Raw genomic sequence first — 26,976 nt, 5'->3', positions numbered from 1 at the left:
AAAGGATTAATATTATGGAGAAAAGTGAACAAATTACGGCTATTCCTTCTAATAGACTACAATTTTTTCCAGTTATGATGTTTGCAGTAGTTATGGGATTTACAGGGTTATCTATTGTTTTTTTTAAAATGAGTGAAGATTTACTATTCCCAATTATTATTGCTGATATTTTTGGATATATCTCTTTAACACTTTTTTTAGTTATCTCTTTTTTCTATTTAAAAAAGATTATAACATATACAGAAGAGGTAAAAAAAGAGTTTACACATCCAATTAGAGTAAATTTTTTTGCAGCAATTTCAATCTCTATGCTTCTTTTGTCAATATTTTTTAGACACTCATTACCAAGCTTTTCATATGTTATATTTGTAGTTGGAGCTATTTTACACTTCTTCTTTACATTTTATACGATTAAATATTGGATTAATAATAATCTTGAAATGCAACACTCAAATCCAGCTTGGTTTATTCCAATTGTAGGAAATATTATTGTACCTATTGCAGGAAAAGGTTTTGCTCCTGATGAAATTTTATATTTTTTCTTTTCAGTTGGATTGTTTTTTTGGATTATTCTTTTTGCAATTATTTTAAATAGAATTATATTTCACAATCAATTTGCACCAAAATTTATGCCAACACTTTTTATTCTTATAGCTCCACCTGCAATTGGATTTATTGCTTATGAAAAGTTGGTTTTACAGCTTGATTTTTTTGCACATATGCTTTATAGTTTGGCACTATTTTTTACAATACTTGTTTTTGTAATGTATAAAAATTATATTAAAATTAAATTTTTTATCTCTTGGTGGGCATTTACCTTTCCTATGGCTGCTATTAGTATTGCAACAGTTTTAATGTATGAGTTAAGCCATGAAAATATTTATGCAGTTTTAGCTTATCTTTTTACAGCAATTACCGTATTTGTAGTATTTTTAGTTGCAAAAGAGACTATAGTACATATGTTTAAAAAAGAGATTTGTATAATGGAGTAGTTATCTACTCTTAAAAAATAAAGCGTTATAATTCATTTTTTTAAAGGTGAAATTATGAATTATAACTATATAGGTAAAAGTGGATTAAGAGTTACTCCCATTTGTTTGGGAACTATGACCTTTGGAAGTAGTACTGATAAAAGTGAAGCCTTCCAAATTATGGATAAAGCTTATGATAGAGGAATAAATTTTTTTGATACAGCTGAGATTTATCCTGTTCCTCCAAAAGCTTCTTACGAAGGTACAACAGAAAAAATTGTTGGAGAGTGGTTAAAAAGCAAACCTAGAGAATCAATAATTTTGGCAACAAAAATAGCTGGTGCTGCTTCTGGTTGGTTTGTTCCTCCTACAAGACACGGTTTGACTGCAATTGACTCTTTTCATATTAAAAGAGCAGTTGAAGGAAGTCTAAAAAGACTTGATACTGATTATATTGATTTATATCAAATGCATTGGCCTGATACTATTGTTCCAATTGAAGAGAGTTTAAAAGCTTTCGATGAGTTGGTACGTGAGGGAAAAGTGAGATATATAGGAACTTCAAATGATAGTGCCTATGGACTTACAAAAGCAAATGAAGTATCTAAACATAAAAATTTAGCAAGATTTGAATCTATTCAAAATAACTTCTCTCTTTTAAACCCAAGATTCCATGATGAGTTGGCAAATGTATGTAAAAGAGAAAATATTTCACTTCTTCCATACTCTCCAATTGGTGGAGGAGTTTTATCTGGTAAATATAATGGTGGATTTTTCCCAGAAGGTTGTAGATTTACAGCCTATGCAAAACATCAAAATCCTAGAGTACAAGCTCAAGCAAAAAGATTTGTAAATGAGAAAACTATTGAAGCAACAAACAGATATATTGCAATAGCAAAAGAGTATGGAATCTCACCTGTTACTTTAGCTGTTGCATATTCAAAACATTTTGATTTTGTAGCTTCAACTATTATTGGAGCTAGAAAATTAGCTCAACTGGATGAATCTTTAGCTGCTTTAGATTTTAATCTTGATAGTGAACTTTTAGAGAGAATTGAACAGGTACAAAAAGAGATTCTTTATCCTATGGGATGATTAAAATATTAGAAACTTCTTTAAAAAGAAGTTCTAATATATTTCAGATTTTTTTGTCAAATGTAATACATAGTTTGTGATAAAAATACAATACAAATAACTAATATAAAAGGGAGTCTATGACTTTTGAATATAAAAGGTTGTATTCCAAAAAACACTTGTAATACGCCTCTTGCTCCTAACCATAGACCTAAGATAGCCTTTATTGATAATAGAATTTGAAAATTTGAAAATCCATTTTCCCCAATGGTTCCAAAGCTATAATAAAATAGAACTATTCCACTAACTACAGCTATAACTAAAGCTTTAGGAACTAATACTTTTGTAAAATCTTTAAAGTAAGCTCTTACCTCTTCATATTTTTCTTTTGAGAGTGTTTTTTGCATTCTCATTAATATAAGATTATCAGTAAATAGAAAGCCACCATAAATTAGTACTGAGAAGATATGTAATAGTTTTATAACTAGATATGTCAAAGTTGTTACTCCTTTTTTCTTTTTAATGTTCTATCTGGATAAGCTCTATGTTTTGGAATATTATTAACTATTAATGCAATAACCAATAAGATTAAAGATCCTGTAAAAACGGGATATAAAACATAAATAAAACCAAGATTATGAATATGTTCACTACCTAAAACAGCAATTAATGCAGTTGCTCCTCCTGGTGGATGTAGTGTTAATGTTAATTGCATAACCAAAATAGAAGTTGCAACGGCAAAAGCTGAGCATAAAAGAAGATTTCCAAAAAAAAGTTTATAGGATATTACACCCACTAATGCAGATAATAGATGTCCTCCTATAAGATTTCTTGGTTGTGCCAAGGGAGAATGAATAGCCCCATAAACTAAAACTGCACTGGCTCCAAAAGAACCTATGACTAAACTTAAATCTTCATCTCCCAACACACCTCTATGAAATATGGCTATGCTCATAATACCTATAAAGGAACCTATCCATGACCATATTATATTTGAGCGCTCAAGGGGTTCGGTGTTTACTTTTTTAAATTGTTTAAAAAAATTTTTCAACTTTAACCTGCTAATCTTGCTTTTACTTCTTCTGTTGCCATACTTATATTCCAAACAGGCTCCCAAACTAGATCAACTTTTGTTAGTCTTACTTTGGGTAACTCTCTTAATACTGCTTCTTCAACCCATTGGACAATCATTTGATGTAATGGACAAGCTTTTGTACTAAGTGTCATAGTAACTGTAACTTCCATATTTTCATTACATATAGCATCATAAATAAGTCCCATCTCTACAAGATTGAAACCTACTTCTGGATCAATAACTGTTGATACAGCTTTTAAAATATCATCTTTACTATACATCTTCTTTAAACCTTATCATATATAAAATATCTTTTAACAAAAAAATTGCACCAATAGATAAAAAACTTAACCCACTTTTATAAATAGTTTCATTTATGTTTAATATTCCTAAAGAAACAAAAATTACACCAATACTTGAAAAAACAAATTGCATATTTGCACTTTTTTTAGGAACTATATCAACTAACATTGGTATTTTCTTTTTTCCAACATATGGTGAAAATCTCTCATACCAGACTAAAAAAGGGATTATTTTATAAAGATGACCTGTTATTATAAAAGTAATAAAACCACCAAGTAGAATCCAAGAGAGAGTAAGAAATATATTTTCTATAGGATAAAAAATGTAAATTATTCCTAAAATAAGTGATAATAATAAGGATAAAAATGAAAACATAATACTTTTGAAATATATGTCATTTTCTAGTCTAACTCTAGTTTTATAGATTATAAAAACTTGATAAAAATATAAAAAAAGAGCAATAAGAGTAAAAAAATATCCTAAATATTCAAAAAAAGTTATATTTGAGAAAGAAGATAATACAACAAATAAAATTCCTACAGATAATATACTCAGAGAACTTTTGATATATTTCCAAGAAAAACCATGACTTAACCAAAACATTGGCAATAATATTAGACTCATTCCCATTATAGTTATACCAACATAACCTACTAATACTAAGTAAATATGGGCTTTTAGAAACTGGTATATATTAATATCAATTGTTCCACTGTAACCTAAAGCAAGTATAATTCCAATAATTAGACCAAAAAATAGAAATATATTTGCTAATAAAACGGAAACAATTACAAAATTTATTTTTTTTACTTTTAAAATAGTTAAAAATGTTTCAAATAGAAATATTGAAAAAGAGACAAAGGCAATAGTTCCTCCAAATGGTAACAAAGAAGGATAATAAACAAAGCCCATTGCCATTAATATAGCCCCAATGAAAAGTAAAGGATAAATTGTATAATACAAATCAACAGCAAAATGACCAACTTCGAGTACAACAGGAACCAATTGTGCCATTGCTCCAAATATTATAATCATAACAAATCCGAGTAAAAATAGATGTATCCATGCCACTATATTGCTATTTAGGCTATGTAAAATCGATATATCAATTTTAAACAACAAAAATGTGCTGATTAAATAAGTAAATACACCTAATAAAAAGTAAGGTATAACTAATTTAAAAGGTGGAGCAAACTGTTGAGAAATATTCATCTATCTACCCGTTACAAGAATTTTCTAAAAAATTTGTAGATTTAGGAGAACTATTTTTTAATGTAAATGTAATTTTTACTTTTCCCTCTTTTGTTCTCTCTTCTATAAAATTGAAATCTTGTTCTATTTTGGGGAATAAACCACTTGGAGATTGATGGTTTATCATTATTAGTTGTGAATTTTTGTCTAGAAGTTGTAATCCTATCATCGCATTTACCATTGGTTCTGGAGGACCACACATACTTGTATCAAATTGGTATATTGTTAAACTATCTTTAATCTCTTTATAAAAATCTACTGTTGAGTGCATAACTTCAATTTTTTCCATTTTAGCTCCTTTTATTTTTTGTAAATATATCATTATTGATAATCTATATCATTGACCTTAATCAATAAAGTTTTTTTATTTAATAAGAATTTATTGTGAAATATTAATTTTGTTTTTATTATTTAAGACAAAATGAAGTGAGTTTTACTTTAATGTAAAAAACTGAAAGTAAAACTTTTTATAATGAAGATTGAAAAGGTATTTTGATGGTAAATTCAGCTCCTTTGCACTTTTGATCTTTATATTCATATTCAACATTAGAAACTGAAATTTCCCCTTTGATACTATTTATAATCTGTTTTGTCATATAAAGATTAACACCTTTTGTATCTTCATTTTTTTCAGTTTTAACGTAAGATAAAAAGAGTTTATCAAGAATATCAGCTGAGACACCCCCAGCATTATCTTTTACTTTTATTGTAATTTCATCATTTTTATATTTAGCTTCAATAAATATAATTCTATTTTCATCTTTTTTTACTAAAACATCAATAGCATTTTTTATTATATTAATCAATACTTGAAGTAGTTCATTTTCATAGCCATAAAATTCAAGATTGTTTATCTCTTTAACCACTTCAATTCTATTTGTTTTTAGTTGATAGTCTAAGAGTATGAAAGTTTTATTAAACAGATCCTCTATTTTGAAAACTGATTTAACTTTGTTTGGATTGAAGAAGTTTTTAAAGTTATCAATAGTTGTTGCAAGATTAACTACTGAGCTATCAATATTCTCTAAAGCATCATCAATTTGCTCAGGTGTACTAAAATTTTCTATCTCTCTATTTAGCTTAACAAGGCTATTTGAAGTGCTAATAAGTGTTAGAGGTTGTTTTAGTTGATGTGCCACACTACCAATCATCTCTCCCATAATTGCCATTTTAGATTGTTGTATTAACATCTTTTCATTCTCTATGGTTTTATCAACCTCTTTTTTTATTTCATTTTTATACTCATTAAATTTATTATAGATAATTTTTGAAATATAGAATGAAAAGAGAACAAGAAGAATAGTTACAAGAATACTTATAAATATTATTTTCTTAATTATTAGTTCATATTTTTGTGTTAACTCTTGTTGTTTTTGGGTTATCTCATAATTTAACTCTTCTAAATAAAAGCCTGCTCCAATAGTCCAACCCCAGTCATTAAAGTATTTTAAAAAAGATATTTTCTTTCTATTTTTATTTTCTCCATTTGGTTTTGCACTTGCTATGTAAGAGAAGAAACCCTCTCCATTGATTTTTGCAAAATTAACCATATCTTTTACAAAATATTTTCCATTTTTATCTTTTACTTCAAATCCGTCAATTCCGATTTTGTTTTCTTGAAAATGAGATAGGTATTTTCCTTCTCTATCAAAAACCATAATATAGCCATTGTCATCAAATCTAATTCTTTTAATTTTCTCAATAATACTATTTTGGAGTTTTTGTGTATATTCATCTATATACTCTCCTGTTCCAATTGCAACATTATAAGGTTCAAAATATTTATAAAAACTAAGTTTTTCGTAGGCTGTTTTGTCCTCTTTTGATTTGTACCAATAGTATTGATCAAAAGATTCAGATTTATCTTTTATTGTCTCTATTATTTTTTGAACAAACTTATAACCTTTAGGATCTTCAAAATTACTAAAGTCTCTTCCTTCAAAACTTTTATTTAGTGGTTGTAAAAGTTTTATTCCATTTATATTATCTATAAAGATGTATCCTCTGCCATCATTAAATCTAATATTTACCAAAGCCTGTTTTATTATTTGAAAAACTTCATCTTTACTTTTATATTTTATATTATCTTTATAGATAGTATGAGCTATTGCATATGCTTCATAAACTCTATTCTTTAAAGATTGTTTTAATTCTTCATTATTGATTTCAATTTCATAGTTTATTGTTTTTATAACTCTATTTACTTCATCTTGAACACTTTTTTTATTTTGATTCATATATCTTGTTTTAATAGATTCAATCTCTTTTTTTAATTCTTCATTCTTATATTGGATAAAAATGTAGGTAAATATTACAGATAAAAGTAAAATTGGTATAACTGCACCAAATTTTATGATGTTTACAAGGGTTCTTTCATTTTTAGTTTTTATATTCATTTCTCATCTATTGTATCAAATTATTTAGTGGGATTATACAAGATAAGAGTTTAATATTATATATAAACTTCTGATTTTTAGGCGATTTTACAAAAGAAAACATAAGAGTATAAAGTAAAAATAATTCTACTTTGAGATTTTTATTTGATTTCAATTCAAGCTTCAATTTTAAATAAAAATTGTTTTTAGATTTTTTTTATTTTTTCCTTAGATTCATTTTCTTTATAATAGATTTTAAGATTTAGTTAGTTTAAAAATTAAGGAAAATTTAATTTATTAAACAAGCTGTTAATCTAAAGGTGGCAATAAAAATGCCAAAGAGTCAATTATTATTGCAAAACTTTTTTATAGATTTAGAATAGGATTTTTGCAATAAAAGTTTAATTATAAATTGATTAGGAGGAGTCAATATGGAAATAGAATCAAATATTATGCCACAATTATCGAGAAGATCATTTCTTAAAAATGCTGGTATTGCAGGATTTCTTGTAACAGTTGGAGCTAATTTTGGGTTAACTCAACTATTAGAAGCTGCAGAAAAAAATATTAAAGATACTAGCAGTGATGGTTGGCATTATGGACACTGTAGAATGTGTATGCGTGGATGTTGTCCAAATATGTATAGGGTTGAAAATGGTATAGCTGTAGAGATACAAGGAAATGTTGAAGCCCCAACAACAAAAGGTGCACTTTGTGCTAAGGGACAATCTATTATCCAAAATACATATAACCCTTATCGTGTAAAAGCACCAATGAAAAGAACAAATCCAGAAAAAGGTCTTGATGTTGACCCAAAATGGGTTGAAATCAGTTGGGAAGAGGCATTAAGTACAACAGCTAAAAAACTTGAAGAGGTACATAAAGAGGATCCAAGAGGTCTGTTATATCAAGTTGGTTTTGGTGATATGGATTATTTCTGTACTTTTGAGTTCTATTTTGCTCACGCTTTTGGAACACCAAACTATGTAAAATCAAATGGTATTTTATGTACATTACACTATGCTTCTGACCTTGTTCAAGGGGTTTTCCCTGGTTCTGGACCAGATGGTACATATCTAAAATATTTTATTGCATTAGGAATGAACCTTGGATTAGGTTTAGCTTCTGCGGATGGTGGGGCTAGAACCCTTTTTGATAGAATGTATAAAGATAGAGATTTCAAAATGCTTGTTGTTGATCCACACTGTGGACCAGAAGCATCAAAAGGTGAATGGGTTCCTATTAAGCCTGGAGGAGATCTTGCATTTATGCTTGCAATGTCACAAGTTATTTTTTATGAAGTTAAAAAAATGGATTTCCACTTCTTACAATGGAGAACTACAAGTCCATATTTAATTGGTAAAGATGGATTGTATGCTAGAGGAAAAGATGGAAAACCACAAATATTAGATAAATTTGATGGAAAAGTAAAATCTTTTGATGATAAATCATTAAAAGAGCCTGATCTTTGGGCTCAAAACATTGAAGTTAATGGACAAAAAGCAACAAGTGCATTAACATTAATTAAAGATTCATTTAAAGAATATACCCCTGAATGGGCTGAAAAAATTTGCGAAATTCCAGCAGAAAAAATTAGACAAATTGCATTTGATTATATTAATAACGCTTCTATTGGTGAATTTGTATATCTTAAAAACTCAAAAGGTGAAATGGTAAAAATGCCAAAAAGGACCTCTTTAATTGAAGCAAAAAGAGGGGTTAAAAACCAAAGAGATGGTGTTGCAAGTGACCTTATGACTAAATTCTTATCAATGATTGTTGGAGCAGTTGAGTTACCTGGTGGAACTGTTGGTAAAGCAAGAGGAATTCATCATATGGCACCAGATGAGGATGGTGTTGTTGCTCCAAAAGGTGAGGCAAAAAATAGTAGACTTGAAAATATGAAATGGCCTCCTGAACATATTAACCTTTGGGATTGGTTCCCTCATAAACATACACTTCCTGTGCATGCTTATAGAGTTGCCGCTGAACCTAAAAAATATGGTTTTGAGTATGAAATTAAAGCAATTTTAACTATTGGAAGTAACCCAATTTCATCTACTTCTGACCCTTATATGATTACAGAAACAATTAAAAAAATACCATTTGGAGCAGTTGTTGCTTATCACTATGATGAAATGGCACAAATGGCAGATATTCTTTTTGCCTCTCACTCTTTACTTGAAAAAGAGTCAGTTAACTGTTTTGAAGGTGCATTTGATATCTCTGGAAAAGAGACAAACAATGTAAGAATTATGATGTATCGTGATCCAATTAAACCAATTTACAATACTAGACAACCACAAGATATTGTTATGGAATTAGCAGAGAGAATCGGTATTATGAAACAATTTAACTCTGATATTAATAAAGTTGGAATTATCTTAGGAGAGGTTACTACTGCACACCTTGATAAAGAAGAATATCTTGATTTAAATAAAAGATATACAATTACAGAATTATGGAATAAAGGTATTCAAAAATCTTTTGGTGTTGGGATGGATCACTTCAAAAAGAATGGAATGATTGTTTCTTATAGAGCACCAGCTGAAGCATATAACGGATACTGGTACAAAGATGGTGAAACAAGACACCCTGTATATTGGAGTACAACAAAAATCTCTGGAGAAAAACAAAGAAAATATTTTGAGGAACATGCAGAAACTATTGATAAGTTCCCAGGATTGGATTGGAGAGATAACTTTAACTATTATGAACCAATCATCAAATGGAGAAATAAAGAGTTATTAAAAATTAGTGATGATGATGAGTACAATTTAACTTCTGTTAACTGGAAATCACCATTTTTACCAACACGTTGTGGTGGAGCTGACCAAATGCCTTGGTTACAAGAAGCAGCTGCAAATTTTGACCCTTCACATGGGAAAATGTCTTTACATACTAGTACAGCAAGAAAACTTGGAGTAGTTGAAAATGACGTATGCTGGTGTGAATCAAAATTTGGAAAAGTTAAAGCGCCTGTGCATGTAACAGAGTTGCTTAGACCAGGAATAGTTGGATTCTCAGGTGCAACTGGTCGTATGGTTAATTCATTAGGGCAAAAAGCTGCAGATTATCCTCACTACAATAGATTGACAAGTGGATTACCAGAAAGCTCATGTGCTATTTCTCAAGGTATTGTCAATAGTGTTGCTTGTAAAGTATATAAAGCGTAAGGAAGTAGAAAATGAAACTTGGATTAATTATTGATAAAAGAAGATGTTACGGGTGTCAAGCTTGTACAGTATCTTGTAAAGCTGAGAATGGTACACCTCCAGGAGTTTTTTGGTGTAAAACATATCTTCATGAACATGGAACTTATCCAAATGCTTTTATCGAGTATGAAGCAAGAATTTGTAATCACTGCGATAATGCACCTTGTGTAAAAGTTTGTCCTACAGGGGCTTCAATGAAGATGGATGATGGAACAGTACAAATAGATTTAAATAAATGTATTGGATGTGAAGCGTGTGTTCCTGCTTGTCCTTACGGTTCAAGATACCCAATAAAAGAGTCAACTCCAACATATTGGGAAACAGGAAAACAAACAGAGTGGGAAAAGGCTGTGCAACCTAGATTTAAAGTAGGAACAGTATCAAAATGTACTTTCTGTGTAGATAGAAGAAGAAGAGGTCTTCTTCCAGCTTGTGTACAGACTTGTGCTGGTGGTGCGAGAATTTTTGGGGATTTAGATGATCCAAATAGTCAAATTTCAATTTTGATGAGAGAAGAGAATCCAAAACCTCTACCTTCTAAATTTGGAGCAAAACCTAATGTTTTCTATATAGAAGACGAGAAGATAAAACCACATAGATAATGAGGTAAAAAATTATGAATATTGAGAATAAAGAAAACATTGCGAGTACTCTTCAAAATGATGCAGAGATTTTTGCACTATTGTCAAGTTTCTATTTGACAAACCCAAATGGCGTTTATGTAAAAGGGATTTCACAATTAGAAATTGATGATATAAAAGATGGTTCAATAAAAAAAGAGCTAAAAAAAATACGTGATTATGCTGCTATATGTGGAGAAGATGAATCAGAAGAGAATATGTTGGAACTAAAAAGGGACTGGACTAAATTATTTAGGGGAATCTCTCCTACATATGGTCCAAAACCACCATATGCACAACTTTATAAAAACTCTATTAGCACTGATTTTCTTTCATCGCTAGCAGAGTTGTATTTGGATGTGGGATATAAAGGTTATGAAAAAATCAATGATAGACTTGATTACATTGGTGTTGTCCTTGATGCTCTTACAATAATTACATTATTAAGAAAAAAGAGTATTGAACAGGACAACGAAGTTGAGTATAAAAGACTAAGCCTAATATTTGACTCTGTGGTTCATCAATATTTTACATCTTGGTTTGGAGAATTTAGAAATTTAGCTGTAGCTCACGTAAAAACGCCGTTTTACGATGGGGCTTTAAAATTGACATTATTAATAGCAGAAGATTTGAGATAGAGATAGGCTATTAAATAATGAGACAATATATCATCAAAAATTGGAGTACAAGATGAAAACAAAGATAGTTCAAATTGTTTTATTACTATTAGCAGGATGCGTTATAGGGGCTTCATTTATGGGGCTGTCTGTAGTAGTAATGCATAAAACTAGTAGCGATAAATATTGTATTAGTTGCCATACTAATCATTCATTAGTTCCTGATAATCCGCAGTTCTCTCACCTTTATAATAGTAAAGGGATTACTGTAAAATGTGCAGATTGTCATATTGCACCAGGTATAGGAAATTATTTAAAAGCAAAAGCTGGAGGATTTAAAGACGTCTTTACTTATATGTTTAATGGAGATTTTAATACAAAAGAGTGGATTGATAAACATAGAAGCGAATTAGCTGAAAAAGCTTTATCTGATATTGCAAAAACAAGTTCAGCTTCATGTATTGAATGTCACTCTAAAATTAAAAGTGATTTACCAAAAGATATGGAACCGTTAGCAAGAGAGATTCACCAATACAATAATGCAAAATCTGTTGAAGATCAAAAACAGTGTATTTATTGCCATAGGGGAGTTGCTCACCACTATAATAAAGAGTGGGCTACAAAACATACTGAAAGTATAAAAAACAATTAAAGCATAAGGAGATGGTTATTCCATCTCTTTATCTTCTTTTATTATTCATTATGAAATAGGATGATAAATTTACATCCCTTTGTAGTATTTTCAACATATATTGAACCTCTAATTAAATCTTGTACAATCTTTTTTGCCATATATAAACCCAAACCTGTACCAAACTTTTTATTTTTTGTACTAAAATAAGGGTCAAAGATTTTTAAAAGGATATCTTCTTTTATTCCGCCAGCATTATCTTCAATAGATAGTTTGTTTTTCAAAATAGTTATTGTAACTCTTTTTTTTGATTCATTTACAGATAGAAAAGCATCCAAAGAGTTGTTTAAAATAATAGTTAAAGTTTGAATTAACTCATTTTTATAATTGGTATATTGCATATCATATACTGTTCTAACAGTTACCTCAACTCTCTCTTTTTTTATTCTGCTATCAAGAAGATTTATAGAGTATTGGCAAGCCTCTTTTAAAGTAAATGTCTCTTTTTTTTGTTTTATAGCAAAAAAGTTTGTAAAGTCATCTATTGTTGTTGACATAAATTGTAATTGACCCTCTGCTTCTAAACTCTTTTTTTCTAAATATTTTGAAGTGAGTTTATTTGATTTATCAGCCAAAAGAATATTATTAAAAATAAGATTTAGATGGTTTAAAGGTTGTCTCCATTGATGGGCAACTGCAGCTATCATCTCACCCATTGCCGCAAAACGAGACTGTTCAAGAATCATTTTCTCATATTTAAAAGATACCTCTTGAGCTAAAATCTTTTCTTTCATTATCTCTTTTAATTTTAGATAGATTGCTAAACTAAAGATAAAACCTTCTATACAAGTAAAAATCTGTTTTGCATTTGTAAACTCAAGATAGAAATCCCAACCAAGTAGTCTCGAGAGATTTACTAAGGCATAATAACTTACAAATCCTAGAAATCCAAACGCATAGATTAAAGAGGCAATATTTCCTTTGTATGCTGCATAAAAACCTATTACAATTAAAATGATTTCCCCAAAAGCTCCGTAATAAACTGGACCTCTCATTAAATCAAGTGGTAAAGAGAGAATTATTGACAAATTAAGAAAAGCATCTATTTTAGGCATCTTCTCTTTTGTATTTAAAAATGCTTTTGTAAATATGATAGAAAAAACCATCATACTATATGCATATAAATCATTAAGTAAAATGTGGGCAATAGTTGGAACGTTTTCTAATAATTTATAAAAATATTGCCATGCATCAGATGTTGCAATAACTACCCATGCTTGATATAAACCTAGATATAAGTAGGCTTTCTCTTTAATAATAAAAAAGGTAAAAATACTATAAAGGGTCATTGACAACAATATTCCAAAGAATAGCCCGTGGTGATATAATTTTTCAGTATCCAATAGAAACTGTTTTGCAAGATGTGCATCAACAAAATACATATAATTAAATTGATCTAAACCTTTTTTTGCTTTTACTTGAATATATAAAGTTCTTTTACTTTTTTGTGGTATTGTAATAATAGAAGATTGTTTTAAAAAGTCATTTGAATCAATTATATCTTTTGAGAGAATTTTTTTATTTTCATCTACTAAATATAGCTCAAAATGGCTTCTTTCCCATCTTGTTAGCCAAATTTTATTTATTGGTGAATCGCTGTCATTTACAAGTTGAATTCTTAGCCAAAGATTGTCATTTGACTCATTCCTTCTTAAAACCCTTGTAAAAGCTTTTTCTGTTTTAAAACTGTTTGGCATATTTATTGCTTGAGTAATACTATTTATCTCTTTTGACATATCAATCTCTTTAAAAATAGAGATTTTAGGAATAGTAATATCTATACCAAATAGAGTGTTTATAAAGATTAAAATAAGAAAAATTGACTTTTTCATTTTACTCTTTTAGGATAAGTTTATATCCTAGCTTAGATATATTTTTTATACATCCTTCAGGAAGTTTTTTTCTAAGATTAAATACAAGTGATCTTACAGCAGAATTACTCATTCCATCTTGCCAAATTGTATTTTCAAGCTCATCATATGAGATAACTCTACCAGGAGTTTTTAAAAGAAGTTCGAAAAATATTTTTTCATTATAATCTAAATATACCTCTTCATCATTTATAATTAGACGATTTAATTTTGTATCATAGTAGTCTTTATCATTGAGAAATTTTTTTGGGTTATCCTCTTTTATCATATTACTTATACATATGTTTAAAGCTTTTTCAATCTCTAATAAAGGAACAGGTTTAACTAAATATTTTACAATATTTAACTCAACAGCTTTTAGCAAATATTCAGTATTTGTATATGCTGTAGTAATAATAATTTGAACTTTTTTGTCTGTTTTTCTAATAAGTTCTGTTAATTCCAGTCCATTAAGACCTTCCATCTCAATATCTGCAATAATAATATCTGGTTTCTCTTTTTTATATTTTATGTAAGCTTCATTTCCATTATCTACTGCAATGACATTTACAGATAAAAACTCTAAAAGCTCTATCATATTTTCACGGATAAAAGTCTCGTCTTCCGCATAAAGTATTTTAATATTTCTAAACATTATTTTTGTCCCAATACTTATATTATATATTATACCTAGATGAAGATTAAATACTAAGAAGTAGTCAAAAACTATAAAAAAAGTCTTTTTAATTTAATAAAAAAAGATAAAAAGTAATATAATATTTCCATGAATAATAATTTGTTAAAAGAAGCCTATAAATTAAGATTTGAATACTATAATCTCTATGAAGAGAAAGAAGAAAAATGGCATCAAAAATATAAAAATCATATTTTGTATGAGGTAGTAAAACAGAGTTTTTCTTATAGTTATATAGATATAGCTGAAATTATGCCAAAACTGATAGAAAAAATAAAAATTGAGTAGTTTTTAAATCTTTTCATAATAATTAAAAAGAATAAGAAAAAATAAAAAATTTGAAACTATATATTTAATTATAAAAGAGAATTTTTTTATTTTGTGCTTGTTAATTATTATTGATGTACTTGCACCAATATTTTCTCCTAAAATATAGTAGATAAAAAATATATTCATTTTCTCTTCTTTTTTATAAATTAATTAAAAAATAATTATATATCTATTTAGATTTATTTTTCTATTATAAATAATCAAAGAGTTTTAAACCTAAATCTAATTTTTATTAAAATATAATATTTTATTTGAAGGTAATTAAAGAATGAAAATTAGAGTATATTATGAAGATACAGATATAGGTGGTGTTGTTTATTATGCAAACTATCTAAAATTTTGTGAAAGAGCAAGAAGTAATCTCTTTTTTGAGAAAGGTATGACACCACATCAAGAGAGTGAATTTTTTGTTGTAAAAAAAGTTGAAGCAGATTATATAAAATCAGCTACTTTTGCTGATATTTTAGAAGTTACATCAGAGGTTTTATCAAAAAAAGGTGCAACTGTAGAAATTTTTCATAAGATATTTAGAGGTGAAGAGTTACTCTTTGAAGCAAAAATCATGCTAGTTTATCTAAAAAATAACAAACCATCAAGAATTCCAAAAGAAATTTTAGAAATTTTTTAAGCTATTTATAATAAAAGTGCAGTTTCTTAGTATATACTTAAAATAGGCATTTCCATAATATTAAAGTTTTATTATTTTTTAATAATAATTTTATTACATAACTAGAACATAATAAATATTCTTTTTATTTACTTTTTTTAGATATAATTCCTCCCTTTTCGAAAAAAATCTGTTAGGGTAGTATTGATTTTAGGAGGAGTATTGTGGGTAAATATGTGATTGCTTGTATCGTAAATGATATTCAAATCTTAGATGGACTATATAATAAAATATCTAGAATAGTAGATTCTGACTATATTGTAGAAAGCTATGTAAATGCTGAACAAGCATTAATTGGTTGTTATAACTATATTATTGCAGGAAATGAAATACTTATAACAATTTTAGGTAATAATAATTCAGAAATGTCTATTGATAAGTTTATTGTAGAACTTAACAAAAACTCCCCAAATACAAAAAATATTCTTTTTGAAGATGTAGCAACTATTGATTCTTTAAAAAGAATAATAAATGAAGCCTCTATTTACCAAATAATACCAAAAAGATTTGATCAAGTTGATTTAGAGTTAATAATTCTTGAAGCAATAAAACAAAATGCAGTTGAAAAAAGATTAAAAGATTATCAAAGAGTATTAGAAAGTGCGGTTGAAAGAAGAACAAAAGAGTTAAATGATATAAATGTAAAACTTGAGATTTTAGCTACAACTGACTCATTAAGTGGAGTAAACAATAGAAGAAGTTTTTATGAATCTTCAGGACCAATGATTAGATACTCAAGACGAGAAAATAAAAAGCTTGCTGTACTTATGATTGATATTGATAAATTTAAAATGATAAATGATATTTATGGTCATGCAACAGGAGACAAAGTTATCAAATTGATGGCTCAAAAAACACAAGGTGTATTAAGAAAATCTGATATCTTTGGAAGACTTGGTGGAGAAGAGTTTGCAGTTGTTTTACCAAATACTTCTGAAAGAGGAGCAATGAAAGCTGCAGAAAACATTAGATTTGAAGTTGAAAATCTTGAAATTAAGAGTCCAAAAAATGAGATAGTAAAATTTACAGTAAGTGTTGGTGTTACAATGCTTCATTCAGATGATCCTGATTTAGATACTATCCTTCACAGAGCAGACCTAGCCTTATATGATGCAAAAAGAGCAGGAAGAAATAGAGTATGCCTTTCTAAAACAGACCTTAATGCTGAAGCTTGAGAGAAGTTTTCAATAAACAAAAAGTTCTAAAAGGGTAGAATACCGCTAAATAATAACTTTTAAAGGATAATTTAGTGTTAGAAATTTTTGTTGTTTTATACTGTTTATATTTTCTCCTTACAACTTATACTTCTATAATGCAAATTGGTTTTGTAAAAAATGCGAGAGGATTAAAAGCAATTATTCTTGATGAAAATAGATATCTTGAAGCTGCAAACTATTCAATAGAAAAGGAGAGAATGGCAATTCTCTCTTCTTTTTATAGTTTTATTCTTTTTATTTTGTGGATAGGTTTTGGATTACAAACCCTTGATTCTTTCGTAAATATTGAATCTTCATGGCTCAAAGCAGTAGTTTTTATTGATCTGTTTATAATTATAAATTGGATTTTGGGGCTTCCTTTTGATTTATACTCAACTTTTAACCTAGATAAAAAATATGGCTTTTCAAATATGACACCAGCGCTATTTATCAAAGATACAATAAAAACAGCCATTTTATTTTTGGTTTTTGGCTCTTTAGTTATAGCTGCAATCTCTTGGATAATAAGCAGTTTTAACACTTGGTGGGTTTGGGGATTTGTTTTTATTTTTGCGGTAATTATCTTAATTAATATGCTATATCCAGTAATAAGAGATAAGATGTTTGATAAATTTGAACCTTTAAAAGATAAAGAGTTAGAATCAAAAATAGAGAATCTATTAAATCAAGTTGGATTTAAAAGCAAAGGAGTTTTCTCTGTTGATGCTAGTAAAAGAGATAATAGATTAAATGCTTATTTTGGTGGTCTTGGAACTACAAAAAGGGTTGTCTTATTTGACACCTTAATAGAAAAACTCTCTCATAATGAACTTTTAGCAGTTCTAGGTCATGAGTTGGGGCATTTTAAAAATGGTGATATCTTAAAAAATATAGCAATCATGGGATTTGTTATGTTTGTATTTTTTGCAATCTTTGGAAACATTAGTGAAGAGATGTTTTTAGGACTTAGATTAAACAATGAACCCTATGCAATTATTGCAATATTTTTAATTTTTTCACCTATTTTTTCATTCTTTTTAATGCCATTAATCTCTTTGATTTCAAGACATAATGAGTATGCAGCAGATGAATTTGGCTCAAATATGCAAAGTAAAGAGGATTTGGTTAGTGCTTTATTAAAATTGGCAAATGAGAATAAATCATTTCCTCTGTCTCATCCTTTGTATATATTCTTTTATTACTCTCATCCTCCTTTGGTTGAAAGGTTTAAAGAGTTAGGTTTTGATGTTCATGAAAAAAGTGATGAGGCTTTGAAAGATAGTATTTATGCAAATTGATACAAATCTTTATTTAATTATTTTTTTTACTTTTCTCTTAGGTGCAGCAGTTGCAGTATTAGTAACTTGGCTAGTTCTTAAACAAAGGGTATCCCTTTTGGAAGAAAAAATTGAACTAACCCATGAATCTTATGAGAGTTTGGTAGAGAATTTAAAAACCTCTATAATGAAACTTGAAGAGGATCTACTCTTAAAAGATAAAACAAATGAAGAAAAAATCTCTCTTTTGGAGAAAAATTTTGCAGAAAAAATGGAGTATGAAAAAAATACTGCCAAAATAAAACAAGACTCTTTGACTCAATCTTTTGAAGATAAAAAAGAGCAGATAAAAGGTGAGTTTGCTATAAAAGAGGAGGCTTTAAAAGAAAAAATTGAACTTTTAGAGTCTTCAAAAGAGAAATTAAAAATAGAGTTCGAAAACCTAGCAAATAAACTTTTTGAAGAGAATCAAAAAAAATCTACAAATAACTTGACTCAAATGTTAACGCCTTTTAAAGAGCAATTGGCAAGTTTTGGGAAAAGAGTAAATGATATCTATAATGATGAAACAAAACAGAGAGTCTCTTTATTAACAGAGATTAAAAACCTAAAAGAGCTAAATAACCAAATCTCTCAAGATGCAATAAATCTTACAAAAGCACTAAAAGGTGAAAATAAAACCCAAGGTGATTGGGGAGAGTTGATTTTATCTAAAATTTTAGAACAAACAGGACTTAGAGAGGGAGTAGAATATACAACTCAAGGCTCTTTTACAGATGAAAATGGTAAAAGACTAAGACCAGATGTAATTGTTCATTTGCCTCAAGATAAAGATATTGTAATTGATTCAAAAGTCTCTTTGACTGCTTATTTAAACTATAGTGAAGCACAAGACGATGTACAAAAAGATTTAGCTACAAAAGATTTGATTAAATCAATTTACGCTCATATAAAAGCTTTGAGTGTAAAAAGCTATGAAAATATTGAAGATGTAAAAAGTTTAGATTTTGTTTTGATGTTTATTCCTATTGAAGGGGCTTTTATGCTTGCTGCTTCAAGTGATAATAATCTATTTAAAACGGCCTTTGAAAACAATATCATGTTAGTTTCACCTTCAACACTCTTTGCAACTCTAAGAACAATAGAGAATATATGGAGATACGAACATCAAAATGAAAATGCTCTTATAATTTCAAAAAAAGCAGCTGATCTTTATGACAAGTTTTCAAATTTTGTAACTGATATGGAAGCGATTGGATTAAATATTGCAAGAAGTCAAAAAGCTTATGATGATGCTATGAATAAACTAAGTACTGGAAAAGGAAACTTATTAAGAAGAAGTGAAGAGTTTATTGAACTAGGAGTTAAAGCTAAAAAGAGAATTGACTCCAAAAAAATGATTGGTGAATAGTTATGTTATATATTGAAAAGTTTTTATCTAATTTTTTTCTACTTATTGATGCTATGTCTTTATATATAATGGTTGGACTTTTAATTGCAGGGATTTTAAAACAGTTAATACCTGATAACTTTATCTCAAAAAATCTTGGTACAGGTTCTACCTCCTCTGTAATAAAAGCAACACTTTTTGGAATACCTCTTCCTGTTTGTTCTTGTTCTGTAATTCCAATAGCTCAAGGGCTTAAAAAAGAGGGTGCTAGTAAAGGTGCAGTACAGAGTTTTTTAATCTCTACACCTATAACTGGAGTTGACTCTATTTTAGCAACTTTTTCTTTTTTTGGTTTATTCTTTACAATTTTTAGAGTAGTAAGTTCAGTTATTATTGCTATATGTGTGGGATTGATTCAAAACTTTTTTGATAAAAAAGAGGAAATTAAAATTGTAAAACCTCTTTTTTCAACAGCTCCTATACAAAAAGAACAGAGTAGTAGTTGTTGTAGCTCATCTTGTGGTTGTTCTGAAAAATCAAAAAGTTTTTCTATAAAAGGAGTTTTTACTTATGCATATGTAACTCTTTTCTCAGATATGGTAAAAGCACTTTTTGTTGGACTTATCTTGGGAGCTTTGTTTACAACTTTTGTTCCAAGAGAGTACTCTTCATTACTTTTTGAGAATCAAGTTTTAACATATTTTGTGATTTTATTAATTGCTATTCCTCTTTATACTTGTGCAACAGCTTCACTGCCAATTGCAGCTGCATTAATGATTCAAGGTATGAGTGCAGGTGCTGCATTTATTTTTTTAACAGCTGGTCCTGCAACAAGTGCTGTTACTATGAGTGTAATATTTAAAATGTTGGGTAAAAAGTCTTTAATAATATATGTTTCAACTATCGCAGTACTTTCTGTTGTTTTTGGAGTTCTTTTTGATACTTTTTTGGGTACAGTTGAACTTTTAAATATTAGTAGTAGTGAAGAGAATTACTCAATTTTTAGTAGAATAAGCTCAATTATAATGCTTCTTTTAATCTTTTATTATCTATTAAAACCTTTATTTAATAAAAAAGAGAGTTGTTGTAGTGGTGAAAAGAGTAGTTGTTGCTCATAAGAGTTCTTTTACTTCTTATTCTTTTATAACCCAGAAAAACTGGGTTATTTTTTTATAAATAGTGAAAGATAAATTCCAAGAGCAATAAATAATGCTCCTATTAAGTGGTAGAGATATGGAACTTCTCCCAAAAAAATAAAAGCTAAAATTGCACCAAAAAGTGGCATTAAGTGAGTGAATTGTCCAGTTCTTTCAGCTCCTATTGTATCTATTCCTATATGCCAGAAATAAAAAGATAATAAAGAAGCAAAAACAGAAACATAGATAAAAAAATACCAATTGTCTTTTAGAATCATAATCTCTTTATCTAAACTATAACCTTGAGATAAATACCAAGGTAATAAGAAAATAAAACCTATATAAACTACTAATATAAATAGTTCCACATGATTTAAGTCTTTTGGTTTTAACTTTATAAAAGTAGAGTAGGTTGCCCATAAAAGTGAACTTACAATAACCCATAAGTCTCCATGGGTAAATTTTAGATGAAAAATATTTGTTAAATCTCCTTTAAGCACTAAAAATATAACACCAAAAGTTGATATAACTATTCCTGTTGTTTGTACCTTTGTAATTTTGCTTTTTAGTATTAAAAAAGAGAAAAGAAGAATTAGAATAGGAATTATTGAGTTAATCAATAGAGCATTGGTAGCTGTTGTTGTATGTAAAGCTATATAAAGAACCGTATTAAAAAGAGTAATCCCTACAATAGCTAAAAATGTTAGAAAAATAAAATTCTTTTTATATATAGTAATAACTTTTTTAATATCAATTTTAAATAGAAGTGGTATTGTAAGAATAATAACAAAAAACCATCTAAAGAATGCCAATTCTACTGCTTGAATATCTCCACTTACAAATCTTCCTAAAATAAAGTTTCCTGACCAAAATAGAACACACAATCCTAAAAGTAGATATACTTTTTGTTCACTCATACTATTATTTCAATTCATTTAATAAAATGATATCAACTAAATCATTAGCTTTTATATCTTGACTATCCTCTTTTTGTATTAAAAGAGCAGGATTTTCTAACATATTTGTTAAAATAGCACTTGTACCTTGTTTTTTACCATCAAAATCTATTTTATACTCTCCTTCAATATATTTAACATTACAAGCAGTAAAGATGGTTTTTTTCATAAGTAGTGGAAAATCTCTATCTATTCTAGCTTTTACTATTGGAAGTTCTCTTTTTGTTCCCATAAACTTATAAATCATAGGAAGAAGGTAGATAATTGCACAAACTGTTGATGAGTATGCAAATCCTGGCAGAGAGACAATAAGTTTATTCTCTTTTTTTGCTATTAAAATAGGACCACCTGGTTTAACTTTTACACCATGAAATAAAACTTCAGCTTTTAGTCTATCTTTTACAACATCTTGTACAAAATCATAATCTCCTTTAGAAACACCACCTGTTGTTACAACAATATCTGAATGTTCTAAAGCATTTGTCATCATTTCAGTAATACTATCCATATCATCTTTTACTGTCCCCATTTGAATAGTTTTAGCTCCAGCTTTTTTTGCTAACGCTTCAATGGTAAAGTGATTTGAACTTCTTATTTGAGAATTATTTGTTTGCTCTTCTCCAATATCAAGTATCTCACTTCCTGTACTTGCAATACTAACTATTGGTGCGCTATATACATAAATTTGAGATATATTAAGTGAAGCTAAAACTCCTATTTCAGCAAAACCAATAAGAGTTCCTTTTTTAATAAGAACTTCTCCTTGTTTATAGTTTTCACCTATTGCTCTTACTGCAAAACCTTTTGCAACTTTTTGCGTTATATAAATTTTATTATCTTTTACTTCAACATTTTCAATTGGTATTAAAGTATCAGAACCTTTTGGCATAAGTGAACCTGTAAAAGTTTTAATAGTTGTTCCATTAGTAACTTCAGATTCTATTACTGTCCCTGCAGGATTTTTATCAATAATCTCTATAAATTCTTTTTCCTGATCTTCAAATCTGATTGCATAGCCATCCATCCCAGAAGTTGGTAGTATTGGTGAATTGTCATTCGCAATTATATCCTCTGCAACGATTTTACCGAGAGAGTTTGTTAAAAAAGATTTTTCCTTATTTTTAACTTTAAATTCGATATTACTTAAGATTGTTAAAGACTCATCATAATCAATAAATTTTTTCATAAATTACTCCATTAAATAATGTTTGAATATTAACATATACTTAAAAAAAGTTAACTTTATGAGGTAAATTTGGCTGTTTTTTAAGCCTAAAATAGCTTTATAATAGCATTATTAACTATTTTGTTACAAAAAGGAATAATTAATAACATTCAATAAAAAATAATTGACTTAAGAAAGAAAAATCGTAATAATAGATTTATCGTTATATAACAAAAACTTATATAATTGGCTATTATAATTGATATAAGTTTAAATTAACATGTTTTCTTTAGTTACCAATATTAGAGGCAATTATAATAACTATAAGAAAAACAAATTTAATTTAGACATTTTCATTATAATTGATTTTTCAAGGAGGAATAATGACAAAAGTTACTAATACTTCTGAAAATTTTCCCGATGAAGTTTCTGATAAAAAAGAGCTTAGTAGGAGAGATTTTTTTAGAAAAACTGCAGTCTATTCAGCAAGTGCTATTGCTGCAGCTAATGTTTTGTCTCCAGTTAATTTAAAAGCTGATGATCCCGCAATTATTGATGAAGCAGAGTGGGGGACAAAACTTGGTGACATGGTTACAAAAAATTTATATGGTATGCCTTCACCTTATGAACATAATGTTGTAAGAAGAACTACAGATTTACTTTCATCAGGTGATATGTATGCTTCTGTATCTATGTGCCCAGTACATGAATTAAGTGGAATAATCACACCAAATGGATTATTCTTTACTAGAAACCATGGTGGTACAGCTCATGTAGATCCAGCAGAATTTAGGTTAATGATTCATGGTAAAGTTAAAAGAGAGGTTGTTTTAACTTTAGATGATTTAAAAAAATATCCAAGTGAAAGTAGAATATATTTTATAGAGTGTCCTGCTAATGGTTCCACTGGTTGGAGAGGACCACAATTCAATAACTTACAATTTATGAAGGGTATGATGAGTTGTGCAGAGTGGACAGGTGTTATGCTAAAAACTGTATTAGATGATATTGGTTTAGAAGATGATGCAGTATGGATGCTTTCAGAAGGTAGTGATAATGCTGGAAATCCAAGAACAATTCCTGTTGAAAAAGCACTTGATGATGCAATGCTTGTTTGGGGACAAAATGGTGAAGCATTAAGACCTGAGCAAGGTTATCCTTTAAGACTTCTAGTTCCTGGATGGGAAGGAAACTTAAATACTAAATGGCTAAAAAGATTAGAGTTCTCAGACAAACCTTGGCACTCTAAAGAGGAGACTTCTAAATATACACTTCTTCAAAAAAGTGGTAAAGCAATTCAATATTTTTGGCCAAATGAAGTTAATTCAGTAATTACTTCTCCTTGTCATCAAAAACCTTGGACAAATCTTAAAAAAGGTGATTTAATTGAAATCGAAGGATTAGCTTGGTCTGGACACGGTACAATCAAACATGTTGACATCTCTTTCGATGGTGGTGACAACTGGGTTGAAGCTAGTTTAAAAGGCTTAGTTTTACCTAAAGCTTGGACTAGATTTAGCTACATCTTTAAATGGGAAGGGAAACCTTTACTTTTAACAAGTAGAGCAACTGATGATTCAGGTAATACTCAACCAACGATAGATCAAGAAACAGCAGCAGTTGGTGTTGAATCAATCTATCATAGAAATGGGATGGTTACTTGGGAAGTATCAGCAAATGGGGAGGTTAATAATGTTCACATTAGAAAACATAAGGCTTAATAAAATAGTAGTAAGTTCTACTGTAATAGCTACAGCATTATTAATTTCTGCATGTTCTACAACAACAAGATCAGTTGATGGTGCTGTTAAGTATGAAGTTAAAGATGGTAAATATACCTCTTATCATGTAAACACTCAAAAAGTAGTTGGTAAATATAACTATGGAAGAACTCCAACAAAAACAGAAATTGCAGCTTGGGATAAAGATGTTATGCCAGATGGAACAGGATTACCTGAATATGATGTGAAACAAGGGAAAGTTGTTTTAGATGATGATGGTAAACCTAAAAAAGCTGAGGGTTCAGTTGAGTGGGGTGCAGAGTTATATGATGAACAATGTGCAATGTGTCATGGTGAATTTGGAACAGGTGGTAAAGGTTATCCTCCATTATCAGCTGGTACTGCTTCAACATCATCATTGAAAAATCAATTGTTAAATCCTGCAGATGAGAATCCAGGAGTTGAGCCTCCCGTTAAAGTGATAGGTACTTATTGGCCATATGCAAGTACTTTATTTTGGTACATTCAAGACTCTATGCCTTTCCCTCATCCAAAATCATTATCTAATAGTGAAACCTATGCATTAGTTGCATATCTTTTAATGGAAAATGGTGTAAAGATTGATGGTGTAGATTTAGAAGATGATTTTGTCTTAGACAAAGAGAAATTCTTAAAAATCAAAATGCCAAATGCAGATGGTTTTTATCCAAATGTAGATACTCCTGAAAACCCTAAAAAAGGTGTTGAAAATATTAAAACATTTTTAAGTGACCCTAAAAATTATGGAACAGGTACAAGATGTATGAATGATTGTATCAAAGGTGATGTTCCAGTTCTTAGAATTAAAAATGAATTAAATGATTTTAACCCTCCAGCTTCAACTGAGAGATCTTGGAAAGAAGTGGGTGCAAAAGAGGTTTCTCAAGAGCAAAAAAATTATGAAACTTATTGTGCTGCTTGTCATGCAAATGACGCAATAGGAGCACCTGTAGTTGGAGACAAAGATGCTTGGGAAGAGGTAGTTGCGCAAGGTATGGATGCAGTATATGCAAATGGTTTAAATGGTATCAATGCAATGCCACCAAAAGGTGGATCAGATCTATCTGATGAAGAGTTTAAAAAAGTTGTTGATTTTATGATCAACTCTAGTAAATAAAAGGAGAAAGCAATGAAATTAATCAAAAGTTTAGTTGTAGCTACAGCTATTAGTACTCTTACTGTTACTTTATCATCAGCAAATGATGATTTAGTAAAAGAAGGTGAAAAGATTTTTAATACAAAAAATCTTGGAAACTGTTTAGCGTGTCATGATGTTAATGGTAAGAAAATTGATGGACCAGGTAGTATGGGACCAAAACTTCAAGCTTTGAAATATTGGCCTGATGAAGCTTTGTATAACAAAATTTATGACCCATATACAGATAATCCAATCTCACAAATGCCAGCATTTGGTAGAAATGGATGGTTAAGTGATTCAGAAATTAAAGCAGTTGTTGCTTATTTAAAAACTGTTGAATAATAAATTTTTAAAAGGAAGAAAAAATGATGAATAGAAGAAATTTTTTAGGTTTAGGTTTAGGTGCATTAGCTGTTTCAATGACACCAACTACATTAAGTGCAGTTAACTTTAGAGAAACAAAACCAAAAGCATTTACTGCAAAGAAAGTTGATGTAGCAATTCAAGAGTTATTTGGTACATCAAAAACAATAGAAGGTAATGTTGAGTTAAAAGCTCCAGATATTGCTGAAAATGGTGCAGTTATTCCTGTTTCAGTAGAAGCAAAATCAGGATCAAAAGTAGCAATCTTCCAAGATGCTAACCCTGAAGCTACAGTTGCTGTATTTACAGTTCCAAAAGGTGGAATTATTGATTATGGTATCAGAATTAAAATGGCAAAAACTGGTAATGTAACTGCTGTTGTTGAAGATGGTGGAAAACTATACTCTGCAACAAAAGCTGTAAAAGTTACAATCGGTGGATGTGGTGGTTGATTTAGTTTTACCACTAATAAAAAGATTTCATAATATATAAAAATAAAAAGGAATAATAATGTCAAGTACAAGAATTAAAGCAAGTTTAAAAAAAGGTGTTGTAACTGTAAAAGCTCTTGCAAAACACGATATGTTAAGTTATCAAGAGGCTGAAAGAGCAAAAAAAGAGGCGAACTTTATTACTTATGTTGTAGCAAAAGTTAATGGAAATATAGTTTATGAAGTATCGACAAGTCAGTTCTTATCTAAGAATCCTTATATGAAATTCTCATTTAATGCAGATGCAGTTGGGGCAAAATCTGGTGATGAGTTAGAGTTTTCTTGGGTTGATTTAAAAGGTAATACTCAAGTAGATAAAGAAAAAATTAAATAATCAATCATTTAAATGATTGATTAAAAGACTATAAGGA

The 26,976-nt window shown here is 29.0% G+C and carries 27 protein-coding genes; 17 read left to right on the top strand and 10 right to left on the bottom strand.

Annotated elements, in window-relative coordinates; genetic code table 11:
• Nucleotides 1–14 precede the first annotated feature (14 nt).
• Nucleotides 15–992: an SLAC1 anion channel family protein gene (locus AEBR_RS08300; protein ID WP_129087975.1), complete on the top strand. Its 978-nt coding sequence runs from the start codon at nt 15–17 to the stop codon at nt 990–992.
• Between the two features lie 54 nt (nt 993–1,046).
• Nucleotides 1,047–2,066, top strand: coding sequence for an aldo/keto reductase (locus tag AEBR_RS08295; protein WP_129087976.1), 1,020 nt, complete (start codon nt 1,047–1,049; stop codon nt 2,064–2,066).
• A 56-nt stretch (nt 2,067–2,122) separates the two neighbouring features.
• Here AEBR_RS08295 and AEBR_RS08290 read toward each other — a convergent pair whose 3' ends face one another.
• From AEBR_RS08290 to AEBR_RS08265, 6 genes are all read right to left on the bottom strand, one after another.
• Nucleotides 2,123–2,542 carry a hypothetical protein gene (locus tag AEBR_RS08290; RefSeq protein WP_228712196.1) on the bottom strand — a complete coding sequence of 140 codons (420 nt, stop codon included), beginning with the start codon at nt 2,540–2,542 and terminating at the stop codon, nt 2,123–2,125.
• Between the two features lie 5 nt (nt 2,543–2,547).
• On the bottom strand, nt 2,548–3,096 hold the full coding sequence (locus tag AEBR_RS08285) for an HPP family protein (RefSeq protein ID WP_128978109.1): 549 nt from the start codon (nt 3,094–3,096) through the stop codon (nt 2,548–2,550).
• Nucleotides 3,097–3,098: 2 nt separating this feature from the next.
• Entirely contained in the window at nt 3,099–3,401 is a 303-nt protein-coding gene (locus AEBR_RS08280; protein ID WP_128978111.1) for a metal-sulfur cluster assembly factor, read from the bottom strand.
• The gene (locus tag AEBR_RS08275) at nt 3,394–4,458 is read right to left on the bottom strand and encodes a hypothetical protein (RefSeq protein ID WP_228712197.1); all 1,065 of its coding nucleotides are present in this window, start codon (nt 4,456–4,458) and stop codon (nt 3,394–3,396) included. The genes AEBR_RS08280 and AEBR_RS08275 overlap by 8 nt, the downstream gene beginning before the upstream one ends.
• A gap of 181 nt (nt 4,459–4,639) precedes the next feature.
• Nucleotides 4,640–4,963, bottom strand: coding sequence for a hypothetical protein (locus AEBR_RS08270; RefSeq protein ID WP_129087978.1), 324 nt, complete (start codon nt 4,961–4,963; stop codon nt 4,640–4,642).
• A gap of 178 nt (nt 4,964–5,141) precedes the next feature.
• Complete coding sequence (locus AEBR_RS08265; protein WP_129087979.1) at nt 5,142–7,070, bottom strand: sensor histidine kinase; 1,929 nt, start codon at nt 7,068–7,070, stop codon at nt 5,142–5,144.
• A gap of 410 nt (nt 7,071–7,480) precedes the next feature.
• On the opposite strand from AEBR_RS08265, the gene AEBR_RS08260 reads away from it, so the two are divergent.
• From AEBR_RS08260 to AEBR_RS08245, 4 genes are read left to right on the top strand one after another with little or no spacing between them, the layout of a single operon-like run.
• Nucleotides 7,481–10,225, top strand: coding sequence for a molybdopterin-dependent oxidoreductase (locus tag AEBR_RS08260; RefSeq protein WP_129087980.1), 2,745 nt, complete (start codon nt 7,481–7,483; stop codon nt 10,223–10,225).
• An 11-nt stretch (nt 10,226–10,236) separates the two neighbouring features.
• Nucleotides 10,237–10,866 (top strand): 4Fe-4S dicluster domain-containing protein, encoded by a 630-nt coding sequence (locus AEBR_RS08255; RefSeq protein ID WP_129087981.1) that lies wholly within the window; start codon nt 10,237–10,239, stop codon nt 10,864–10,866.
• Between the two features lie 14 nt (nt 10,867–10,880).
• Nucleotides 10,881–11,522, top strand: a complete 642-nt coding sequence (locus AEBR_RS08250) for a molecular chaperone TorD family protein (RefSeq protein WP_129087982.1) — start codon at nt 10,881–10,883, stop codon at nt 11,520–11,522.
• Between the two features lie 52 nt (nt 11,523–11,574).
• Nucleotides 11,575–12,153, top strand: a complete 579-nt coding sequence (locus tag AEBR_RS08245; RefSeq protein ID WP_129087983.1) for a NapC/NirT family cytochrome c — start codon at nt 11,575–11,577, stop codon at nt 12,151–12,153.
• Nucleotides 12,154–12,194: 41 nt separating this feature from the next.
• Here the strand turns inward: AEBR_RS08245 and AEBR_RS08240 are convergent, their stop codons facing one another.
• Both AEBR_RS08240 and AEBR_RS08235 read right to left on the bottom strand, forming a co-directional pair.
• Nucleotides 12,195–14,024: a sensor histidine kinase gene (locus AEBR_RS08240; RefSeq protein ID WP_129087984.1), complete on the bottom strand. Its 1,830-nt coding sequence runs from the start codon at nt 14,022–14,024 to the stop codon at nt 12,195–12,197.
• Nucleotide 14,025: 1 nt separating this feature from the next.
• Nucleotides 14,026–14,697, bottom strand: coding sequence for a response regulator transcription factor (locus AEBR_RS08235; RefSeq protein ID WP_172658879.1), 672 nt, complete (start codon nt 14,695–14,697; stop codon nt 14,026–14,028).
• A gap of 129 nt (nt 14,698–14,826) precedes the next feature.
• On the opposite strand from AEBR_RS08235, the gene AEBR_RS08230 reads away from it, so the two are divergent.
• From AEBR_RS08230 to AEBR_RS08205, 6 genes are all read left to right on the top strand, one after another.
• Nucleotides 14,827–15,024 carry a hypothetical protein gene (locus tag AEBR_RS08230; protein ID WP_129087809.1) on the top strand — a complete coding sequence of 66 codons (198 nt, stop codon included), beginning with the start codon at nt 14,827–14,829 and terminating at the stop codon, nt 15,022–15,024.
• Nucleotides 15,025–15,334: 310 nt separating this feature from the next.
• Complete coding sequence (locus tag AEBR_RS08225; protein WP_129087810.1) at nt 15,335–15,694, top strand: YbgC/FadM family acyl-CoA thioesterase; 360 nt, start codon at nt 15,335–15,337, stop codon at nt 15,692–15,694.
• A gap of 203 nt (nt 15,695–15,897) precedes the next feature.
• Nucleotides 15,898–16,908 (top strand): GGDEF domain-containing protein, encoded by a 1,011-nt coding sequence (locus AEBR_RS08220; protein ID WP_129087811.1) that lies wholly within the window; start codon nt 15,898–15,900, stop codon nt 16,906–16,908.
• Between the two features lie 74 nt (nt 16,909–16,982).
• Nucleotides 16,983–18,227: a M48 family metallopeptidase gene (locus AEBR_RS08215; protein ID WP_129087812.1), complete on the top strand. Its 1,245-nt coding sequence runs from the start codon at nt 16,983–16,985 to the stop codon at nt 18,225–18,227.
• Complete coding sequence (locus tag AEBR_RS08210) at nt 18,217–19,617, top strand: DNA recombination protein RmuC (RefSeq protein ID WP_129087813.1); 1,401 nt, start codon at nt 18,217–18,219, stop codon at nt 19,615–19,617. The genes AEBR_RS08215 and AEBR_RS08210 overlap by 11 nt, the downstream gene beginning before the upstream one ends.
• 2 nt (nt 19,618–19,619) lie before the next feature.
• Nucleotides 19,620–20,714, top strand: a complete 1,095-nt coding sequence (locus tag AEBR_RS08205; protein ID WP_129087814.1) for an SO_0444 family Cu/Zn efflux transporter — start codon at nt 19,620–19,622, stop codon at nt 20,712–20,714.
• 44 nt (nt 20,715–20,758) lie between these two features.
• Here AEBR_RS08205 and AEBR_RS08200 read toward each other — a convergent pair whose 3' ends face one another.
• Both AEBR_RS08200 and AEBR_RS08195 read right to left on the bottom strand, forming a co-directional pair.
• Entirely contained in the window at nt 20,759–21,649 is an 891-nt protein-coding gene (locus AEBR_RS08200; protein ID WP_129087815.1) for a DMT family transporter, read from the bottom strand.
• Nucleotides 21,650–21,653: 4 nt separating this feature from the next.
• The gene (locus AEBR_RS08195; RefSeq protein ID WP_129087816.1) at nt 21,654–22,874 is read right to left on the bottom strand and encodes a molybdopterin molybdotransferase MoeA; all 1,221 of its coding nucleotides are present in this window, start codon (nt 22,872–22,874) and stop codon (nt 21,654–21,656) included.
• Between the two features lie 362 nt (nt 22,875–23,236).
• Here AEBR_RS08195 and soxC point away from each other — a divergent pair, with 362 nt between their 5' ends.
• The 5 genes from soxC to soxZ are packed head-to-tail and all read left to right on the top strand — an operon-like array spanning nt 23,237 to nt 26,939.
• On the top strand, nt 23,237–24,574 hold the full coding sequence (soxC, locus tag AEBR_RS08190) for a sulfite dehydrogenase (protein ID WP_129087817.1): 1,338 nt from the start codon (nt 23,237–23,239) through the stop codon (nt 24,572–24,574).
• Complete coding sequence (locus AEBR_RS08185; RefSeq protein WP_129087818.1) at nt 24,546–25,730, top strand: c-type cytochrome; 1,185 nt, start codon at nt 24,546–24,548, stop codon at nt 25,728–25,730. The genes soxC and AEBR_RS08185 overlap by 29 nt, the downstream gene beginning before the upstream one ends.
• 12 nt (nt 25,731–25,742) lie before the next feature.
• Nucleotides 25,743–26,093, top strand: coding sequence for a sulfur oxidation c-type cytochrome SoxX (gene soxX, locus AEBR_RS08180; RefSeq protein ID WP_129087819.1), 351 nt, complete (start codon nt 25,743–25,745; stop codon nt 26,091–26,093).
• Between the two features lie 26 nt (nt 26,094–26,119).
• The gene (gene soxY, locus AEBR_RS08175; protein ID WP_228712195.1) at nt 26,120–26,566 is read left to right on the top strand and encodes a thiosulfate oxidation carrier protein SoxY; all 447 of its coding nucleotides are present in this window, start codon (nt 26,120–26,122) and stop codon (nt 26,564–26,566) included.
• 58 nt (nt 26,567–26,624) lie between these two features.
• Nucleotides 26,625–26,939: a thiosulfate oxidation carrier complex protein SoxZ gene (gene soxZ, locus AEBR_RS08170; RefSeq protein ID WP_128978156.1), complete on the top strand. Its 315-nt coding sequence runs from the start codon at nt 26,625–26,627 to the stop codon at nt 26,937–26,939.
• Nucleotides 26,940–26,976 lie beyond the last annotated feature (37 nt).

Source organism: Halarcobacter ebronensis (genome assembly GCF_013201825.1).
In the GTDB taxonomy this organism is placed as follows: Bacteria; Campylobacterota; Campylobacteria; order Campylobacterales; family Arcobacteraceae; genus Halarcobacter; species Halarcobacter ebronensis.
This window is presented reverse-complemented; position numbering and strand designations above follow the sequence as displayed.

What these genes read in the sequence shown, in the direction of transcription:
- AEBR_RS08195 (WP_129087816.1), bottom strand. Translation starts at nt 22,874, where the DNA reads ATGAAAAAATTTATTGATTATGATGAGTCTTTAACAATCTTAAGTAAT.
- AEBR_RS08210 (WP_129087813.1), top strand. Translation starts at nt 18,217, where the DNA reads ATGCAAATTGATACAAATCTTTATTTAATTATTTTTTTTACTTTTCTC.
- AEBR_RS08265 (WP_129087979.1), bottom strand. Translation starts at nt 7,070, where the DNA reads ATGAATATAAAAACTAAAAATGAAAGAACCCTTGTAAACATCATAAAA.
- AEBR_RS08300 (WP_129087975.1), top strand. Translation starts at nt 15, where the DNA reads ATGGAGAAAAGTGAACAAATTACGGCTATTCCTTCTAATAGACTACAA.
- soxC (WP_129087817.1), top strand. Translation starts at nt 23,237, where the DNA reads ATGACAAAAGTTACTAATACTTCTGAAAATTTTCCCGATGAAGTTTCT.
- AEBR_RS08295 (WP_129087976.1), top strand. Translation starts at nt 1,047, where the DNA reads ATGAATTATAACTATATAGGTAAAAGTGGATTAAGAGTTACTCCCATT.
- AEBR_RS08200 (WP_129087815.1), bottom strand. Translation starts at nt 21,649, where the DNA reads ATGAGTGAACAAAAAGTATATCTACTTTTAGGATTGTGTGTTCTATTT.
- AEBR_RS08270 (WP_129087978.1), bottom strand. Translation starts at nt 4,963, where the DNA reads ATGGAAAAAATTGAAGTTATGCACTCAACAGTAGATTTTTATAAAGAG.
- AEBR_RS08230 (WP_129087809.1), top strand. Translation starts at nt 14,827, where the DNA reads ATGAATAATAATTTGTTAAAAGAAGCCTATAAATTAAGATTTGAATAC.
- soxY (WP_228712195.1), top strand. Translation starts at nt 26,120, where the DNA reads ATGAATAGAAGAAATTTTTTAGGTTTAGGTTTAGGTGCATTAGCTGTT.
- AEBR_RS08240 (WP_129087984.1), bottom strand. Translation starts at nt 14,024, where the DNA reads ATGAAAAAGTCAATTTTTCTTATTTTAATCTTTATAAACACTCTATTT.
- AEBR_RS08185 (WP_129087818.1), top strand. Translation starts at nt 24,546, where the DNA reads ATGTTCACATTAGAAAACATAAGGCTTAATAAAATAGTAGTAAGTTCT.
- AEBR_RS08235 (WP_172658879.1), bottom strand. Translation starts at nt 14,697, where the DNA reads ATGTTTAGAAATATTAAAATACTTTATGCGGAAGACGAGACTTTTATC.
- AEBR_RS08205 (WP_129087814.1), top strand. Translation starts at nt 19,620, where the DNA reads ATGTTATATATTGAAAAGTTTTTATCTAATTTTTTTCTACTTATTGAT.
- AEBR_RS08275 (WP_228712197.1), bottom strand. Translation starts at nt 4,458, where the DNA reads ATGATTATAATATTTGGAGCAATGGCACAATTGGTTCCTGTTGTACTC.
- soxX (WP_129087819.1), top strand. Translation starts at nt 25,743, where the DNA reads ATGAAATTAATCAAAAGTTTAGTTGTAGCTACAGCTATTAGTACTCTT.
- AEBR_RS08245 (WP_129087983.1), top strand. Translation starts at nt 11,575, where the DNA reads ATGAAAACAAAGATAGTTCAAATTGTTTTATTACTATTAGCAGGATGC.
- AEBR_RS08260 (WP_129087980.1), top strand. Translation starts at nt 7,481, where the DNA reads ATGGAAATAGAATCAAATATTATGCCACAATTATCGAGAAGATCATTT.
- AEBR_RS08280 (WP_128978111.1), bottom strand. Translation starts at nt 3,401, where the DNA reads ATGTATAGTAAAGATGATATTTTAAAAGCTGTATCAACAGTTATTGAT.
- AEBR_RS08225 (WP_129087810.1), top strand. Translation starts at nt 15,335, where the DNA reads ATGAAAATTAGAGTATATTATGAAGATACAGATATAGGTGGTGTTGTT.
- soxZ (WP_128978156.1), top strand. Translation starts at nt 26,625, where the DNA reads ATGTCAAGTACAAGAATTAAAGCAAGTTTAAAAAAAGGTGTTGTAACT.
- AEBR_RS08255 (WP_129087981.1), top strand. Translation starts at nt 10,237, where the DNA reads ATGAAACTTGGATTAATTATTGATAAAAGAAGATGTTACGGGTGTCAA.
- AEBR_RS08250 (WP_129087982.1), top strand. Translation starts at nt 10,881, where the DNA reads ATGAATATTGAGAATAAAGAAAACATTGCGAGTACTCTTCAAAATGAT.